General features: G+C 71.0%; 15 protein-coding genes and 1 riboswitch. Of the genes, 10 read left to right on the top strand and 5 right to left on the bottom strand.

Annotated elements, in window-relative coordinates; all coding sequences use genetic code 11:
* Positions 1-14: 14 nt before the first annotated feature.
* From ACIRF9_RS37410 to ACIRF9_RS37400, 3 genes are all read right to left on the bottom strand, one after another.
* On the bottom strand, positions 15-488 hold the full coding sequence (locus ACIRF9_RS37410) for a C40 family peptidase (protein ID WP_403831706.1): 474 nt from the start codon (positions 486-488) through the stop codon (positions 15-17).
* Positions 489-491: 3 nt separating this feature from the next.
* Positions 492-694: riboswitch (cyclic di-AMP (ydaO/yuaA leader) on the bottom strand.
* 349 nt (positions 695-1,043) lie between these two features.
* Entirely contained in the window at positions 1,044-1,352 is a 309-nt protein-coding gene (locus ACIRF9_RS37405) for a hypothetical protein (protein ID WP_403831703.1), read from the bottom strand.
* 7 nt (positions 1,353-1,359) lie between these two features.
* Positions 1,360-1,995: an ATP-dependent Clp protease proteolytic subunit gene (locus tag ACIRF9_RS37400; protein ID WP_403831701.1), complete on the bottom strand. Its 636-nt coding sequence runs from the start codon at positions 1,993-1,995 to the stop codon at positions 1,360-1,362.
* A 74-nt stretch (positions 1,996-2,069) separates the two neighbouring features.
* On the opposite strand from ACIRF9_RS37400, the gene ACIRF9_RS37395 reads away from it, so the two are divergent.
* Positions 2,070-2,372, top strand: a complete 303-nt coding sequence (locus tag ACIRF9_RS37395) for a type II toxin-antitoxin system Phd/YefM family antitoxin (RefSeq protein WP_403831698.1) — start codon at positions 2,070-2,072, stop codon at positions 2,370-2,372.
* Positions 2,373-2,425: 53 nt separating this feature from the next.
* Here ACIRF9_RS37395 and ACIRF9_RS37390 read toward each other — a convergent pair whose 3' ends face one another.
* Positions 2,426-3,415, bottom strand: coding sequence for an ABC transporter permease (locus ACIRF9_RS37390; protein WP_403831695.1), 990 nt, complete (start codon positions 3,413-3,415; stop codon positions 2,426-2,428).
* A gap of 119 nt (positions 3,416-3,534) precedes the next feature.
* Between ACIRF9_RS37390 and ACIRF9_RS37385 the strand changes: the two genes are divergently transcribed.
* The 8 genes from ACIRF9_RS37385 (at position 3,535) to ACIRF9_RS37350 (ending at position 10,536) form a co-directional block, all read left to right on the top strand.
* Entirely contained in the window at positions 3,535-4,164 is a 630-nt protein-coding gene (locus ACIRF9_RS37385) for a TetR/AcrR family transcriptional regulator (RefSeq protein ID WP_403831693.1), read from the top strand.
* A 130-nt stretch (positions 4,165-4,294) separates the two neighbouring features.
* Positions 4,295-4,597, top strand: a complete 303-nt coding sequence (locus tag ACIRF9_RS37380) for an urease subunit gamma (protein WP_010355509.1) — start codon at positions 4,295-4,297, stop codon at positions 4,595-4,597.
* A 14-nt stretch (positions 4,598-4,611) separates the two neighbouring features.
* The gene (locus ACIRF9_RS37375) at positions 4,612-4,923 is read left to right on the top strand and encodes an urease subunit beta (RefSeq protein WP_403831691.1); all 312 of its coding nucleotides are present in this window, start codon (positions 4,612-4,614) and stop codon (positions 4,921-4,923) included.
* On the top strand, positions 4,916-6,637 hold the full coding sequence (locus tag ACIRF9_RS37370) for an urease subunit alpha (protein WP_403831689.1): 1,722 nt from the start codon (positions 4,916-4,918) through the stop codon (positions 6,635-6,637). Before ACIRF9_RS37375 ends, ACIRF9_RS37370 begins: the two co-directional genes overlap by 8 nt.
* A gap of 13 nt (positions 6,638-6,650) precedes the next feature.
* A complete protein-coding gene (locus ACIRF9_RS37365; RefSeq protein ID WP_403831686.1) occupies positions 6,651-7,325 on the top strand; it encodes an urease accessory protein UreF in 675 nt (224 codons plus the stop codon).
* Between the two features lie 41 nt (positions 7,326-7,366).
* Complete coding sequence (gene ureG, locus ACIRF9_RS37360; RefSeq protein ID WP_403831684.1) at positions 7,367-8,044, top strand: urease accessory protein UreG; 678 nt, start codon at positions 7,367-7,369, stop codon at positions 8,042-8,044.
* Position 8,045: 1 nt separating this feature from the next.
* Positions 8,046-8,804, top strand: coding sequence for an urease accessory protein UreD (locus ACIRF9_RS37355; protein WP_403831681.1), 759 nt, complete (start codon positions 8,046-8,048; stop codon positions 8,802-8,804).
* A gap of 133 nt (positions 8,805-8,937) precedes the next feature.
* Positions 8,938-10,536: an alpha/beta hydrolase gene (locus tag ACIRF9_RS37350; RefSeq protein WP_403831679.1), complete on the top strand. Its 1,599-nt coding sequence runs from the start codon at positions 8,938-8,940 to the stop codon at positions 10,534-10,536.
* Positions 10,537-10,602: 66 nt separating this feature from the next.
* On the opposite strand, the gene ACIRF9_RS37345 is transcribed toward ACIRF9_RS37350, so the two are convergent.
* Positions 10,603-11,328 (bottom strand): lysophospholipid acyltransferase family protein, encoded by a 726-nt coding sequence (locus tag ACIRF9_RS37345; RefSeq protein WP_403831677.1) that lies wholly within the window; start codon positions 11,326-11,328, stop codon positions 10,603-10,605.
* 385 nt (positions 11,329-11,713) lie between these two features.
* Here ACIRF9_RS37345 and ACIRF9_RS37340 point away from each other — a divergent pair, with 385 nt between their 5' ends.
* Positions 11,714-16,054 carry a LamG-like jellyroll fold domain-containing protein gene (locus ACIRF9_RS37340; RefSeq protein ID WP_403831675.1) on the top strand — a complete coding sequence of 1,447 codons (4,341 nt, stop codon included), beginning with the start codon at positions 11,714-11,716 and terminating at the stop codon, positions 16,052-16,054.
* Positions 16,055-16,179: the final 125 nt, after the last annotated feature.

Below are 16,179 nucleotides of genomic sequence, written 5' to 3'. Positions count from 1 at the left end.
GAGGACAACGGGGGTCAGCGGACCCGGCCGTACCAGACGCTCTTGGTCCAGATCTTCTGCAGCTTCACCACGTCACCGGTCTTCGGCGAGTGCCAGATCTTGCCCTTACCCGCGTAGATCCCGACGTGGTACACGTACGACCCCGAGTGGAAGAACACGAGGTCGCCGGCCTTGCGGTTGGAGGCCGAGATGTGGCGGGTCTTGTTGTACTGCTGCGCCGCCGTACGCGGCAGGGTCTTGCCCGCCTTCTTGTACGAGTACAGCGTGAGACCCGAGCAGTCGAACCTCTTCGGTCCGGTGGCCCCGTACTTGTACGGGGAGCCCTTCTTGGAGGCCGCGACCTGAAGTGCCTTCGTCGCCGGGGTGGCGGCCGCCGCGTCGGAGGCGACCCCGGGGATCACGATCGAGCCGCCCACGGCGGCGATGGCGAAGGCCGAGGCCGTACCGGCCCGGGCCATGAGCGACGGGACACGATTGAGCGCAGTCATGCGCAACCCTTCGTCAACCGCCTGTGAAGGATGACCTGTCGGATTCGGGCTGACAAAGGTGCCCGGCCGCTCGCGCGGCTTCACCCCAAGGGCTGCTCGACCCGGTCATGGCGTGACCGTTCCGGCGACCCGTCGTGCTTGGGTCCTCCACTCCTGCCGATGCACTTCTGTCGACCGGTCAATCCGGGCAGCGGCAGGACTCGGCGTCCGCCCGGACCGCCCCGCCGCTTGTGGCGGGGACTTGTCGTCAGACACGGATCTTGACTCACCGTTGACCAAAAATCCCAACGCAACCGGGGATTTGTGGGGTTACTCACCACTCACCCGTTCGGGTGGACACCCTGATGGGCGATCAGGAGTCAAGGGTGCCAAAGACCCCCCGACCTGCGCCGCTACCCCTTGAGCCGCCCCGGGAAACGGCGCCTTCGGCACAATGCGCGCGCTCGCAAAAGGAGCCGCCGCTCCGCCGAACGGGGGTAACCCGTCTGGTGCGTTTCAACTCCGGCCCGGACGTCGCGTTCGTGACGCGGGCGCTCAGGGCCGGACGACCGTGGGTCAACTGTCGGAGAGCGGAGGCACCGTGACGCGCGCCGTACGGCGCTCCCCGTCCAGCACGCGCAGCGCCCGCGCGAGGGTCGGCGCGTGCAGCTCGCTCTCGCCCCGCTGGTGCATCAGCGTCAGCGCGTCGCGCAGCTCCGCCGCCCTCGCCACCAGCGCCTGGGCGGCCCTCAGCCCGCGGTACGTGTCCCCGTGATGCGCGGGGTTGATCCGCCCGAGCAGGTCCACCACGTCCAGATAACGGTCGATCAGCTCGGCCTCGGCGCGGGTGAGCGCGGGCAGCGGCGGCAGCTCGGGAGGCAGCATCGGCGGCTCACCGCCCACCGCGTCCGCCGGACAGGTCCCGGCGGCTGGGGACGACCCCGTCGATCAGGCCGTACTCCACGGCCCCGGGCGCCGTCAGGATCAGGTCGCGCTCGATGTCCGCGGTCACCTGTCCGGGGCTGCGGCCGGTGTGCCGTACGAGCATCTCCTCCAGCAGGTCCCGGGTGCGGGCCAGCTCATCGGCCTGGATGGCCAGGTCGCTGGCCTGCCCCTCGACCGGTTCGGGCAGCGCCGGCTGCTGGATCACCATCCGGGCGCCCGGCAGCGCGAACCGCTTGCCGGGGGCGCCCGCCGCCAGCAGCACCGCCGCGGACGAGCCGGCCTGGCCCAGGCAGGTCGTCTCCACGTCACAGGTGACGTACCGGATCGTGTCGTAGAGCGCGGTCATCGCGCTGAACGAGCCGCCGGGAGAGTTGATGTAGAGCGCGATGTCCCGGTCCGGGTCCTTGTGCTCCAGGTACATGAGCTGGGCCATCACGTCGTTGGCCGAGGTGTCGTCGATCGGCGTGCCCAGGAAGACGATCCGTTCCTCCAGGAGCTTCGAGTACGGATCCATCGTCCGCGTCCCGAAGCTCGTGCGCTCGGTGAACTCGGGCAGGACATAACGGGCGGACGGCCGGGTCATGGGCAACCCCCTCCTTCGACGGCTGGCTCATCTGTAAAAAATGTACAGGATGTACGTGCCGTTAGAATGGGGGTATGGCCTACGAGATTCCGGTGACGCAAGCCAGGGCTGAACTCGCCGACCTGATCAACCGGGTGGTGTACGGCGGCGAGCGCGTCGTGGTGACACGGCACGGCAAGCCCCTCGTCGCCCTCGTCTCCGCCGCCGACCTGGAGCGACTCGACGAGCTGGACCGGCCGGCGGAGGAGCAGGTGATCAGCTCGGTCTCCGCCGTGCGCGAGGTCCGTTCCGCTCCGCGCGAACCGCACCGGTTCGGGATCGCGGCGGAACACCGGGGCGGCATCGCGGCCGAACACCGGGGCCCGAACCCGTCGTAGTCACGGCGAAGGCCGCGCACCACCGGGGTGCACGGCCTTCGCGAAAGGCGTGGTCAGCCGACGAGCGCGGGTTCCCGCTCCTCGGGGGCCGGCTCGGTCCGGGCCGACCGTGCCTTCAGCTGCGCGCCCAGCAGTACCGCCCCGAGACCGAAGGCGGCCCACCACAGCAGGGTGAGGGCGGGGCCGGTCGCCGCCGCGCCGTCGAAGAAGGAGACCGAGCGCAGCAGGGTCGTGCCCGCGCCCGGCGGCAGCCACTGACCGATCGCCCCGGCCGGCTCGGGCAGCATCCGGGGGGCCGAGGCCGCCCCGGAGAACGGGTTGCCGAGGAACATCACCACGAAGGCCACGACACCGACCCCCGCGGTGCCGACCAGCGCGGCGCAGCCGGCCACGGCCGCGCTCACCGCCAGCGTCGACAGCCCCAGCACCCCGGCCTCCGCCCACCAGTCACCGGTGAGCACCTCCAGCCAGCTGTGCGCCAGCGCCGCCGCGACCACGCCGACCAGGGCGGCGGCGCCGAGCAGCGCGGCCACCGCACGCCACCCGCGCAGCCCCAGGAAGGTCACCACGGCGCCCGCGATGATCCCGGCCAGCGCCAGCGGCAGCACGCTCGCGTTCAGGGCCGCGCCGCGCGGGTCGGCCGACGGGGCCGGGACCACGTCCACCGTCTTCACCTGGGTGCCCTCGGCGGCCGCCTGCTGCGCCACCGCCTGCTGGAGGAGCTGGGCGACGACCGGGCTCGCGGCCGAGGCGGTCAGCAGTTCGGGGCCCTGGGCGGTGACGACCACGGCGCCGTATACGGTCCGGTCCTCGATGGCGTCGCGGGCGGCGGCCTCGTCGGCGTAGCGGTGGATCTCGAAGGCGCCCTCGTGCTGGGCGAGCTGCTTCTCCACCTGTGCCGTCGCGGCGGCCGGGCCCGCCACGCCGAGCGGCAGGTCGCGGGGCGCGGTGCGGGCGGCGGGCCAGGCGAAGGCCCACAGGGCGACGGCGGTGAGGGTGGGGACGAGCAGGACGACGGCGATCAGGCGCCGGGTGGCGGACATGGGTTCCCCCAGGGGCGGGTCGGATAAAAAAGAAGGATCGTTCGTTTTACTTGCGCCTCTCACCGTGCGGGCATGTCGGCCGCTTGTCAAGAAGGAATGTTCGTTTTACTTTTGCGGCCATGGCACGCGTATCCCAGGCCCACCTCGACGCCCGCCGCCGGCAGATCCTCGACGGCGCAGCGGTCTGCTTCGCCCGCAACGGTTTCCACGCCACCTCCATGCACGACGTCCTGAAGGAGGTCGACCTCTCGGCCGGCGCGGTGTACCGCTACTTCCGCGGCAAGGACGAACTCATCGCCGCGATCGTCTCCGAGACGCTCGGCCAGGTCCGTACGGCCTTCGAGGAGGCGGCCGAGCTCGACCCGCCGCCGGCCCCCGACGTCCTGGTCGCCTCGGTCCTCGGACGCACCCTCGGCTCCCGCGAGTCCCTGACCGTCGACGGGGAGCCCGCCTTCCCGCGCCTCGTCGTCCAGGTCTGGACGGAGACCCTGCGCAACGACGAACTCGCGGTCGTCCTGCGGGAGGGGTACTGCTCGGTGCGCGCGGCATGGGGGCGGATCGTCGAGGCCTACCAGGAGGCGGGGATGATGCGGAAGGACGTACCCCCGGACCATGTCGCGCGCACGATGATCGCGGCCGCGGTCGGCTTCATCACCCAGCAGTCCCTGTTCGGGCCCGCGCCGGTCGAGGTGCTGAGGGACGGCCTACGCGCGTTGATGAGCATGCCGCAGCCGCAGCCGGAAGCCTGATGGATCACGGGTTGGTTAACTTGCTTGAAATCAGGTCCAACTAGCCTGCCCCTCCACGCCACCAGGGCTTTTCCTCGTGGCTGCGGCAACCGGGCCCCGCACGGTCCGGAGCGAGGATGTGAGGTGGGACGTGCAACTGACCCCGCACGAGCAGGAGAGGCTGCTGATCCATGTCGCGGCCGACGTCGCCGAGAAACGCCGGGCCCGAGGGCTGAAGCTGAACCATCCCGAGGCCGTGGCCCTCATCACCTCGCACATCCTCGAGGGTGCGCGGGACGGACGTACGGTCGCCGAGCTCATGGCGTCCGGCCGCAAGCTGCTCACCCGGGACGACGTCATGGAGGGCATCCCCGAGATGATCCACGACGTCCAGGTCGAGGCCACCTTCCCCGACGGCACCAAGCTCGTCACCGTCCACGACCCGATCGTCTGACGGGGGAGGCCGCGATGATTCCCGGAGAGATCCTGTTCGCCGAGGACCCGATCGTCTACAACGAGGGACGCGAGGTCACCCGGCTCACCGTCCTCAACGCCGCCGACCGGCCCGTCCAGGTCGGTTCCCACTACCACTTCGCCGAGGCCAACCCCGGTCTGGAGTTCGACCGCGCCGCGGCGCGCGGCAAGCGGCTGAACGTCGCCGCCGGCACCGCCGTGCGCTTCGAGCCCGGAATCCCCGTCGACGTCGAACTCGTCCCGCTCACGGGCGCCCGGATCGTGCCGGGGCTGCGCGGGGAGACCGGAGGTGCCCTCGATGCCTGAGATCTCTCGTGCCGCCTACGCCGACCTGTTCGGCCCGACCACCGGGGACCGGATCCGGCTGGCGGACACCGATCTGCTGATCGAGATCGAGGAGGACCGTTCCGGCGGCCCCGGGCTCGCCGGTGACGAGGCCGTCTTCGGCGGCGGCAAGGTCATCCGGGAGTCCATGGGCCAGGCGCGTGCTACGCGCGCAGACGGCACGCCGGACACCGTCATCACCGGTGCCGTCGTCGTCGACCACTGGGGGATCGTCAAGGCGGACGTCGGTATCCGCGACGGGCGCATCACCGCGATCGGCAAGGCCGGCAACCCCGACACCATGGACGGCGTCCACCCGGACCTGGTCCTCGGCCCGGAGACCGAGGTCATCGCGGGCAACGGACGGATCCTGACCGCCGGCGCGGTCGACGCGCACGTCCACTTCATCTGCCCGCAGATCGCCGACGAGGCACTGTCCGCCGGGGTCACCACCCTGGTCGGCGGCGGCACCGGTCCCGCCGAGGGCTCCAAGGCCACCACGGTGACACCCGGCCCCTGGCACCTCGCCCGCATGCTGGAGGCGATGGAGCAGTACCCGCTGAACATCGGCTTCCTCGGCAAGGGCAACACCGTCTCGCACGAGGCGATGCTCTCCCAGATCCGGGGCGGGGCACTGGGCCTGAAGCTGCACGAGGACTGGGGTTCCACCCCGGCCGTCATCGACGCGTCCCTGACCGTCGCGGACCGTACGGGCATCCAGGTCGCCATCCACACGGACACCCTGAACGAGGCCGGCTTCGTCGGCGACACGCTCGCCGCGATCGCCGGACGGGGCATCCACGCCTACCACACCGAGGGTGCGGGCGGCGGGCACGCGCCGGACATCATGACGGTGGTCTCCGAGCCGTACGTCCTGCCGAGCTCCACGAACCCGACCCGTCCGTACACGGTGAACACCGCCGAGGAACACCTCGACATGCTGATGGTGTGCCACCACCTCAACCCGGCGGTTCCGGAGGACCTGGCCTTCGCGGAGTCCCGGATCCGGCCGTCCACCATCGGCGCGGAGGACATACTGCACGACCTCGGCGCCATCTCGATCATCTCCTCCGACGCGCAGGCCATGGGCCGGGTCGGCGAGGTGATCCTGCGGACCTGGCAGACCGCGCACGTCATGAAGCGGCGGCGGGGCGCCCTGCCCGGGGACGGCCGCGCGGACAACCGTCGGGTACGGCGCTATGTCGCCAAGTACACGATCAACCCGGCGGTGGCGCAGGGGCTGGCCCACGAGATCGGTTCCGTCGAGACGGGCAAGCTCGCCGACCTCGTCCTGTGGGAGCCCGCCTTCTTCGGTGTCAAACCGCACCTCGTCATCAAGGGGGGTCAGATCGCCTACGCCCAGATGGGTGATGCGAACGCCTCGATCCCGACCCCGCAGCCGATCCTTCCGCGGCCGATGTACGGCGCGATCGGGCGGGCGCCGGCTTCGAACTCGTTCAACTTCGTCGCACCGCTCGCGATCGAGGACGGGCTGCCGGAGCGGCTGCAGCTGGGCAAGAGGTTCGTCGCCATCGAGTCCACCCGGGGCCTGACCAAGGCGGACATGCGGGAGAACGACGCCCGGCCGCGCGTCCAGGTCGACCCCGACAGCTTCGCCGTGCACATCGACGGCGAACTGGTCGAGGCGACTCCGGCCGCCGAGCTGCCCATGGCCCAGCGCTACTTCCTGTTCTGATGGGCGGGATGTGATGGGCAGGGCGGCACTGCTGGTCCTCGCCGACGGGCGCTTCCCCGCCGGAGGGCACGCGCACTCCGGCGGCGCGGAGGAGGCGGTCAAGGCGGGGCGGATCACCGGCGCGGCGACCCTGGAGGCCTTCTGCCGGGGCCGGCTGCACACGGCCGGACTGGTGGCCGCGGCGCTCGCCGCCGCTGCCGCCGCCGGGGCGGACCCGGCCGAGCTGGACGCCGCGGCGGACGCCCGCACCCCGTCCCCGGCGCTGCGGCTGGTCGCGCGCAAGCTGGGGCGCCAGCTGATGCGGGCCGCACGGGCCACCTGGCCGAGTGCCGAACTGGACGCCCTGGCCCGGGAGTTCCCCAAGGGCGCCCATCAGCCGGTGGTGCTCGGGCTGACGGCGCGCGCGGCGGGTCTCGGCGCCGAGGACGCGGCGTACTGCGCGGCGTACGAGAGCGTGAGCGGCCCGGCGACGGCCGTGGTGCGGCTGCTCAGCCTCGACCCCTTCGAGGCCACGGCGGTACTGGCCCGGCTGGCGCCGGAGCTGGACCTGGTCGTCGACCGGGCGGCGACAGCGGGCACCGCCGTACGGACCACCGGCGCCGACGCCCTGCCGGCGGCGTCGGCGCCGCTGCTGGAGATCGGGGCGGAGGCACATGCCGCATGGCCGGTCCGCCTGTTCGCCTCCTGACTCCCATGACCTGCTGAAACACCCCGAGAAGGAGCCGCCTGATGCACTTCGACCACTCCCACGACGGTTCCGCCGCGATCAGTGCCGACGCTCATCGCGTCGACGGCTCGCGGCGGGCGCTGCGGATCGGGCTCGGCGGACCCGTCGGCTCGGGCAAGACCGCCACCGTCGCCGCGCTCTGCCGGGCGCTGCGTGACGAGTTGTCGCTCGCCGTCGTGACCAACGACATCTACACCCGCGAGGACGCCGAGTTCCTCTTGCGGGAGGCCGTGTTGCCGCCCGAGCGGATCACGGCCGTGGAGACCGGGGCCTGCCCGCACACCGCGATCCGGGACGACATCTCCGCGAACCTGGAAGCCGTGGAGGACCTGGAGGACGCCGTAGGACCGCTCGACCTCGTCCTCGTGGAGTCCGGTGGGGACAACCTCACCGCCACCTTCTCCAAGGGACTCGTCGACGCGCAGATCTTCGTCATCGACGTCGCGGGTGGCGACGACATTCCGAGGAAGGGCGGCCCGGGCGTCACCACCGCCGACCTGCTCGTCGTCAACAAGACCGACCTCGCCCCGTACGTCGGGTCCGACCTCGCCCGGATGGCCGCCGACGCCAAGGCGCAGCGCGCCGAACTGCCGGTCGTGTTCCAGTCGTTGCGGAGCGAGACGGGCGTCGCGGACGTCGCCGCCTGGGTGCGCGCGCAGCTCGCCGGCTGGACGGCGTGACATGAGCGGTGTGCACGCCGTCGCCAGGATCCGGGCGACGGAGGACGGGCGCGGCGGAACCTCCCTGCCCGTCCTGGAGAGCGACGGACCCCTCGCACTGCGCCGCACCCGCGGCAGCGGCGACGAGGCCCGCGTCATGCTCGTGGGGGCGATGAGCGGGCCCCTCGGCGGGGACCGCTTCGCCGTCGAGGCGGAGGTCGAGAGCGGAGCGCGGCTGCACGTCGGCTCCGCCGCCGCCACGATCGCCCTGCCGGGGCAGATCAAGGACGCCGCGTACTACGACGTACGGCTCAGGGTCGCCGAGGGCGCCGAACTGCGCTGGCTGCCCGAGCCGTTGATCTCCGCGCGCGGGAGCGACCTGCGCGTCGGCACCCGTGCCGACCTCGCCGCCGGCGCCCGGCTCGTGCTGCGCGAGGAGCAGGTCCTCGGCCGGGTCGGGGAGGAGCCGGGGCGGCTCGGCAGCCGGCTCGTCCTCCGGGTCGCGGGCCGGGTCGTCCTCGACCAGGAGCTGGGCTGCGGGCCGGGGGCGCCCGGCGGCTGGGACGGGCCCGCCGTGCTCGCGGGACATCGGGCCGTCGGACAACTCCTCGTGGTGCGGCCGGAGTTCGAGGACAAGCCGATGGACGCCCAACTGCTCGGCGAGCACGCCTCCGTCGTACCGCTCGCGGGGCCCGCCGCCCTGGTGACCGCCGTCGCGCAGGACGGGCTGAGGCTGCGGCGGGTGCTGGACGAGGCCCTGGAGCTGTTCGACATCCGGTGAGCGGTACGTTCCTCTCCGGTTATCGGATTGGCAAAGAAGGTCAACCACACCTGTTCTCAGGCACCTCACAGCCGAGAGGATCCCCCTACCGCCGTTTCGCCGTACCGCCAAACAAGGTAGGGGAGAAGCCCACTTGAGGGACATACGTCCGAACACAAGGACCGCTGCGCTCGGTTCGGCCGGAGCGCTCGTCGCCGCCACGCTGCTGGCCGGTGCCGTCGCGGCGCCGACCGCGAGCGCGACCAGCGGCCGTTCGGGGCAGGACAGGGAGCAGCGGGGCGCGGCGATCGCCGCGGAGCGCGCCGCCAAGGCCGGTATCGACTGGCAGGACTGTCCGGCCGACTGGGGCCTGGAGAAGCCGATCCAGTGCGGCTGGGTCACCGTGCCGCTGGACTACGCACGGCCCGACGGCAAGCAGATCAAGATCGCCGTGGACCGCATCGGCAACACCGGCACGAAGGAGGAGCGCCAGGGCGCGCTCGTCTACAACCCGGGTGGCCCCGGCGGCTCCGGGATGCGCTTCCCGCGCCGGGTCACCACCAAGAACGCCATCTGGGCGAACGCGGCCAAGGCCTACGACTTCGTGGGCTTCGACCCGCGCGGTGTCGGCCACTCCGCGCCCATCTCCTGCGCCGACCCGCAGGAGTTCGTCAAGGCGCCCAAGGCCGACCCGGTCCCGGACAACGAGGCCGACAAGCTCGCCCAGATCAAGCTCGCCCGCGAGTACGCGGACGGCTGCTACGAGCGCAGCGGCGAGATGCTGCCGTACATGACCACGCCGAACACCGTGCGCGACCTGGACGTCATCCGCGCCGCCCTCGGTGAGAAGAAGCTCAACTACCTGGGCGTCTCCTACGGCACCTACATCGGTGCCGTCTACGGCACCCTCTTCCCGGGCCACGTCCGCCGGATGGTCGTGGACAGCGTGGTCAACCCGTCCCGGGAGAAGATCTGGTACGAGGCCAACCTCGACCAGGACGTCGCCTTCGAGGGCCGTTGGAAGGACTGGCAGGACTGGGTCGCCGCCAACGACGCCACCTTCCACCTCGGCACCACCCGCGCCGCCGTCCAGGCGAAGTGGCTGGAGCTGCGCGCCACCGCCAAGAAGAACCCCATCGGCGGCGTCGTCGGCCCCGCCGAGCTGATCTCCTTCTTCCAGGGCGCCCCGTACTACGACTCGTCGTGGATCCCGGTCGCCACCGTCTTCAGCAAGTACTTCGCCGGTGACACCCAGGCGCTCGTGGACGCGGCCGCCCCGGACCTCACCGACACGGCCGGCAACATCACCTCGGAGAACGGCAACGCCGTCTACACGGCCGTCGAGTGCACCGACGCCAAGTGGCCCACCAGCTGGAGCAAGTGGAACCGCGACAACACGCGGCTCAACAAGGACTACCCGTTCCTGACCTGGGCCAACGCCTGGATGAACCTGCCGTGCGCCTTCTGGCCGGTCAAGCAGCAGACCCCGGTGGACGTCAAGACCCACCAGGGCCTGCCGGGCGTGCTGATCGTGCAGTCCGAGCGTGACGCGGCCACCCCGTACGAGGGCGCCGTCGAACTGCACAAGCGGTTCAAGGGCTCCCGTCTGATCACCGAGAAGGACGCCGGCTCCCACGGTGTGACGAGCCTCGCCAACTCCTGCATCAACACCCGGGTGGACGCCTACCTCCTCACCGGCAAGCTGGACGGCAAGGACGTGACCTGCACCCCGCACGCCACGCCGAAGCCGTAACGAGCGGTACGAAGGTGAAGGGCGGCCGGAACGACTCCGGCCGCCCTTCGTCATGTCGACCCCGCGTCAGCTCAGCGGCATCTTCGGGAACCTGCGCTGCTTCTCGGCCTTCGCCGCGGTCTCCTCAGCCTTCACGACCGCCGCGTACTGGTCGACGTACTCCTGCTCGGAGAGCGTCAGGATCGCGTACATGATCTCGTCGGTGATCGCGCGCAGGATCGCCTTCTCGTTCTCCATCCCGGCGTAGCGAGAGAAGTCCAGGGGCTTGCCGAAGCGAATGACCACCGGGTGGAGGTTGGGGACTATCTTGCCGGGCGGCTGGGCCTCGAAGGTGCCGATCATCGCGCAGGGGATCACCGGGACCCCGGCCTTCAGGGCCATCACCGCGACGCCCACCTTGCCCTTGTAGAGGCGGCCGTCGTGCGAGCGGGTGCCCTCCGGGTAGATGCCCAGCAACTCGTCCTTGCTCAGGACGCCGAGGCCCTCGCGGATCGCCGCCTGGCCCGCCTCCTTGCCCGAGCGGTCCACCGGGATCTGCCCCGCGCTGCGGAAGAAGGTGGCCGTGAGTCTGCCCTTGAGGCCGGGCCCCGTGAAGTACTCGGCCTTGGCGAGGAAGGTGATGCGCCGCTTGAGGACCGCCGGCATCAGGAAGTGGTCCGAGAACGACAGATGGTTGCCGGCGACGATCGCAGCCCCCGACTCCGGTACGTGCTCCAGTCCCTCGATGCGCGGGCGGAAGGCCAGCTTCAACAAGGGGCCCAGCAAGACGTACTTGAGCACGTAATAGAACAACGGGTAGCTCCTCACTCCGGTCGCAGGGCGGGCAGTGGCCGCCCTATCAGGGTCCTGCCGCAGGTCGGTGCGCAGCAAGCCGTGGGAGGCATTGATCGGCTGGGCGGGGGCCCGGTCCACCGTCTGCGCAAAATCTTCACATGTTTCGCCGCAACCGTGGCAGGTGTCACATACGCAAAGGGTGCCTCGTCATGGTTGTCCGAATAGTGAGAGTAGATCTTCATCTCCCTCTTACATAGCCTCCGTTCTTGACCATCTTTCTCATTTTTTTCTCATGGTTCGCCATGAGCTGTGTTGCGGAGTGTGAATGCGGGGGCGCGTGTACACGCGGAGACGTGGAAGAACGACGGCCTGGACGCTGGCGCTGGTGACCGCGATGGGGGTGATGCCTGCGACCGCCGCGGTCGCGGCCTCCCCCACGGCACCGGCCGGCGCGGGCACGACAACAGGGGACACGGCCGGTCCGGGCGCGGCGGCGACCACCGAGCAGGCGCTGGCCGAGGCGAAGAGCACCGGCAGGAGCGTCGAGGTCGGAGCTCTGCGGAACGAGAGCAGCGACGTCTACGCCACGCCCGACGGGAACCTGGAGGCGCGTGAATATCTGCGCCCCGTGCGGGCCCGGGTGGACGGAGAGTGGAAGACGGTCGACACCGATCTGGTGAAGACCTCGCAGGGTACGGTCGCCCCGGAGGTGACCACCGTCGGACTGGAGTTCTCCGCCGGCGGCGACGCGCCGCTGGTGCGGATGACGAAGGCGGGCCGTGAACTGGCCCTGTCCTGGCCGGACGAGCTGCCCGCCCCGGTCCTCGACGGCGCCACGGCGACCTACCGGAACGTGCTTCCGGACGTCGATCTGCGGATGGGCGCCCAGGAGGACGGCTTCACCCAGCTGCTGGTCGTCAAGTCCGCCGAGGCGGCGGCCAGTGCGGACCTGGCCAAGCTGCGGCTGAAGCTGTCCGCGGACGGCATGGACGTCCGCGAGACCGCGGAGGGCGGCCTGGAGGCCGTCGACCAGGGCGCCGGAAGCCCGGTCTTCGAGGCGCCCAAGCCCGTGATGTGGGACTCCGGCAAGGGCGGCGACGCCGCCGCGACCACGGCGCCGAAGCAGACGGCCGCACCGAAGCAGACCGCCTCGGCGAAGCAGAGGTCCCTGGCGGCCGCCACATCGGCCGACCAGGCCAAGACCGATCAGTCCCAGGCCGATCAGTCCCAGGCCGATCAGTCCCAGGCCGACCAGTCCCAGGCCGACCAGCCCAAGGCCGACGAGCCCCGCGCCACCGGCCCCGAGGCCGGTGAGCCCGCGCCCGGTGAGTCCGCCAAGCTCGCCCCGGTCGGCGTCGACCTCCCGTCCGGCGGCAAGGAACTCGTCCTCACCCCGGACATGAACGTCCTGAAGGGCAGGGACACCACGTACCCGGTCTTCATCGACCCCCAGTGGTACTCGCCGCGCGCCTCCGCGTGGACGATGGTGTCGAAGTACTGGGCCTCGTCGCCCCAGTGGAAGTTCAACGGCGAGAACAACGCCGGCCTCGGCTACTGCAACTGGTCCTACTGCCAGCCGAACGACACCAAGCGGCTCTTCTACCGAGTCCCGGTGTCGAGGTTCGCGGGCAAGACCATCCTGCAGGCCGAGTTCGTCGTACGGAACGTGTGGTCGGCGTCCTGCAGCGCGCGCAGCGTGGAGCTGTGGCGGACGAAGGACATCTCCTCGTCGACCACCTGGAACTCCCAGACGGCGAGCGGCTTCTGGATCGACAAGCTGAAGACGGACTCCTTCGCCTACGGCTACGAGGGCTGCGCGGCCAAGGACGCCGAGTTCGACGTGAAGGCGGCCGTGCAGTCGGCGGCCAACGCCAAGTCGGCGACCATGACCTTCGGCATGCAGGCCGCCAGTGAGACCGACGGCTACGGCTGGAAGCGGTTCTCCGACAAGGGGTACCTGCGGGTGAAGTACAACCGCCCGCCGGCGCAGGTCAAGATGTCGCAGCTGACCATGGAGTACGGCGGCACCTGCAAGAGGCCCTCCGACGCGCCGCGGGTGCGCACCCTGGGCAAGATCTACGCCAACAACGTCACCGACCCGGACGGCGACAACATCGCCCTGCAGTTCGAGGCCTCCTGGGACACCGGCGACGGCAAGGGCGTGGTCCCGCGCTGGAAGCCGGCCCGCACGGGTTACAAGAAGTCCGGCTCCGACTTCTCGATCACCCTGCCCTCCTCGATACCGGACAGCAAGCAGGTCAGCTGGTACGTGCGCAGTTACGACGGCGCGCAGTACTCGCCCTGGTCCCACGCGGGCGATCCGACGGCCTGCTACTTCACCTACGACACCAAGGTCCCGAAGGCCCCCTCCGTCACCTCCGACGAGTACCCGGCCTCCGACCCGGAGAACCCGGACGACCCGTGGTTCGACGGCGTGGGCAAGTACGGCTCGTTCGACATCAAGGCCGCCGACACGGACGTGACCAAGTACTGGTTCGGCGTCAACGGCGACCCCACCTCGAAGAACACCGTCACCACGTCGGGGGGCGCCGTCAAGGCCGCGCAGGTCCTGCCGGCCAAGCCGGGCCTGAACTTCATCACGGCCCGGGCGTTCGACGCGGCGGGCAACGGCAGCGAGATCCGCACCTACCAGTTCCGCGTCAAGGCCGGCCAGCCGGAGCGCGCCGCCTGGCAGCTCGACGAGCCCGCCGGCGCGAGCGCCGCCAAGGGCGCGGCCCCGGAGCGCACCGCCGAACTGCGCGGCGGCGCCACCCCGCACGTGGAGGGCGCCAAGGGCACCGCCGTGTCGTTCGACGGAGTGGACGACTACGCCGTCACCGACATCCCCACCGTGGACACCTCGGCCGGTTTCTCCGTCTCCGCGTGGGCGAAACTCTCCACGCTGCCGGACCACGCGGCCATCATCGCGGCACAGCCCGGCAACCACGCCCCGGGCTTCGAGCTGTACTACTCCAGCTCCTACGACCGCTGGGTGTTCAACCAGTACAAGTCCGACGCCGCGGGCGCGGGCATCGTCCGGGCCATGCAGTCCGCCGCGGGCGGCGCCAAGGCCGGTGAGTGGACGCACCTGGTGGGCACCCTGAGCACCGGCAGCGACCAGCTCAGCCTGTACGTCAACGGGACCCTCGCGGGCACCGCGGCCTACGACGCGCCGTGGGACGCGCGACGCGGCCTGCAGATCGGCGCGGGCTCGTACAGCGGACAGCCCGGCTCCTTCTTCCCCGGCGCGATCGACGAGGTGCAGCTCTTCGACAAGCCGCTCTCCAGCGGCGAGGTGACCCGTCTGTACGGCAAGGAGTCGCTGATCGCCGGCCGCCCGGCGCGGGCGGTGTTCCCGATGGACGAACCCGCCGACGCCACCCGGATCACCGGCCGGGCGGAGGTCCCGGACGCCTCCTACGCCGGCGGTCTGACCCCCGGTGCCGCGGGAGTCGCGGGCAAGGCGCTCACCTTCGACGGCACCGACGACCACGCGAGCACCGGCCGGCCGCTGCTGGACACCCAGCGCAGCTTCGCCGTCTCCGCCTGGGCCAAGCTGCCGAAGACCAAGCCGACCCACGCCGCGAGCATCGCCTCACAGACCGGGACCAAGGTGACGGGACCGGAGCTGTACTACTCCAGCTCCTACGACCGTTGGGTGTTCAACCAGCACAGCGCCGACACCGCCGACTCCACGGTGGTGCGGGCCATGCAGCCCGAGGGCACCACCGCCTACGGCGGTGAGTGGACGCACCTGGTCGGTGTCCAGGACACCGTGGCCGACACGCTCTCGCTGTACGTCAACGGCACCCTGGCGGGCACCACCGCCCTGCCGTCGACCTGGTACGCCGGGGGCGGGCTGCAGATCGGCGCCAGCTCGTTCGAGGGTTCGCCCACCTCGTTCTTCGCCGGCCAGATCGACGACGTACGGCTGTTCGACCGGCCGGTGTCCGCCGGCGAGGTGCAGCAGCTGTTCAAGCAGCGCCCCCTGCTGAACGCGCGCTGGAAGCTGGACGCGGCGGCCAACGCCTCGTCGCCGGACGACGCGGGCCGGGCCTCGGCCCTGTCCCTGCAGGGCGGAGCGAAGATCGGCGCCGGGTTCATGGAGGGCGGCCTGGAACTGGACGGCACGGCCGGTTACGCCACCGCGCCGACGGTCCCCGTCGACACCGGCGCCAGCTTCACCGTCACCGCCTGGGCCCAGGCGGCCTCGACGCCCACCCAGAACGCGGCGGTGGTCAGCGCCGAGGGCACGAGCCAGAGCCCCTTCGCCGTGCGCTTCGTGCCCGACGCCACGGACGCCGAGGGCCTCGGCAGCTGGGAGATCGCCCTGCCGAACAAGGACGGCACGGACGCCACCACGGCCCGGCCGTCCAACACCGAGTTCAGCAGCGTGAAGGACTGGAACCATCTGGCCCTGGTCTACGACGGCTTCGCCAAGCAGGCCCGGCTGTACGTGAACGGCGTCCTCCAGGAGGTCCCGTGCGACGACACCGACGGTGACGGCGCGCCGGACGACTCCTCCTGCCAGGACCTGTTCGCCTGGGGCGAGAACGTGCTGACCGCCAAGGCCGGCAAGTCGCTGCAGATCGGCCGCACCAAGGTCGCCGGCACCGGTGCCGAGTACTTCCCCGGCGCGATCGACGACGTCTGGATCTTCCAGGGCGCTCTCGACGACAGCCAGGTGGAGGAGCTCTCCGGCTCCTGGTTCGACGTGCCCACCGAGGTCCCCGCCGGCCGCTGACGCCCGGCCCGGGGGGGGGGGGGGGGGGGGCGCGGGCCCCCCCCCCCCCCCGCGCGCGGGGGGGGGGGGGGCCCCGGCGGGGGGGGGGGGCGTGAAAGAGAAAAAAACCACAAAACACCCAACAC

Origin of the sequence: Streptomyces sp. NPDC096132 (assembly GCF_044763345.1) — a bacterium.
GTDB lineage: Bacteria > Actinomycetota > Actinomycetes > Streptomycetales > Streptomycetaceae > Streptomyces.
The sequence above is the reverse complement of the archived record's forward strand: the minus strand, read 5'-3'. Positions and strand labels throughout refer to the sequence as shown.

What these genes read in the sequence shown, in the direction of transcription:
- ACIRF9_RS37410 (WP_403831706.1), bottom strand. Translation starts at nt 488, where the DNA reads ATGACTGCGCTCAATCGTGTCCCGTCGCTCATGGCCCGGGCCGGTACG.
- ACIRF9_RS37405 (WP_403831703.1), bottom strand. Translation starts at nt 1,352, where the DNA reads ATGCTGCCTCCCGAGCTGCCGCCGCTGCCCGCGCTCACCCGCGCCGAG.
- ACIRF9_RS37400 (WP_403831701.1), bottom strand. Translation starts at nt 1,995, where the DNA reads ATGACCCGGCCGTCCGCCCGTTATGTCCTGCCCGAGTTCACCGAGCGC.
- ACIRF9_RS37395 (WP_403831698.1), top strand. Translation starts at nt 2,070, where the DNA reads ATGGCCTACGAGATTCCGGTGACGCAAGCCAGGGCTGAACTCGCCGAC.
- ACIRF9_RS37390 (WP_403831695.1), bottom strand. Translation starts at nt 3,415, where the DNA reads ATGTCCGCCACCCGGCGCCTGATCGCCGTCGTCCTGCTCGTCCCCACC.
- ACIRF9_RS37385 (WP_403831693.1), top strand. Translation starts at nt 3,535, where the DNA reads ATGGCACGCGTATCCCAGGCCCACCTCGACGCCCGCCGCCGGCAGATC.
- ACIRF9_RS37375 (WP_403831691.1), top strand. Translation starts at nt 4,612, where the DNA reads ATGATTCCCGGAGAGATCCTGTTCGCCGAGGACCCGATCGTCTACAAC.
- ACIRF9_RS37370 (WP_403831689.1), top strand. Translation starts at nt 4,916, where the DNA reads ATGCCTGAGATCTCTCGTGCCGCCTACGCCGACCTGTTCGGCCCGACC.
- ACIRF9_RS37365 (WP_403831686.1), top strand. Translation starts at nt 6,651, where the DNA reads ATGGGCAGGGCGGCACTGCTGGTCCTCGCCGACGGGCGCTTCCCCGCC.
- ureG (WP_403831684.1), top strand. Translation starts at nt 7,367, where the DNA reads ATGCACTTCGACCACTCCCACGACGGTTCCGCCGCGATCAGTGCCGAC.
- ACIRF9_RS37355 (WP_403831681.1), top strand. Translation starts at nt 8,046, where the DNA reads ATGAGCGGTGTGCACGCCGTCGCCAGGATCCGGGCGACGGAGGACGGG.
- ACIRF9_RS37340 (WP_403831675.1), top strand. Translation starts at nt 11,714, where the DNA reads ATGCCTGCGACCGCCGCGGTCGCGGCCTCCCCCACGGCACCGGCCGGC.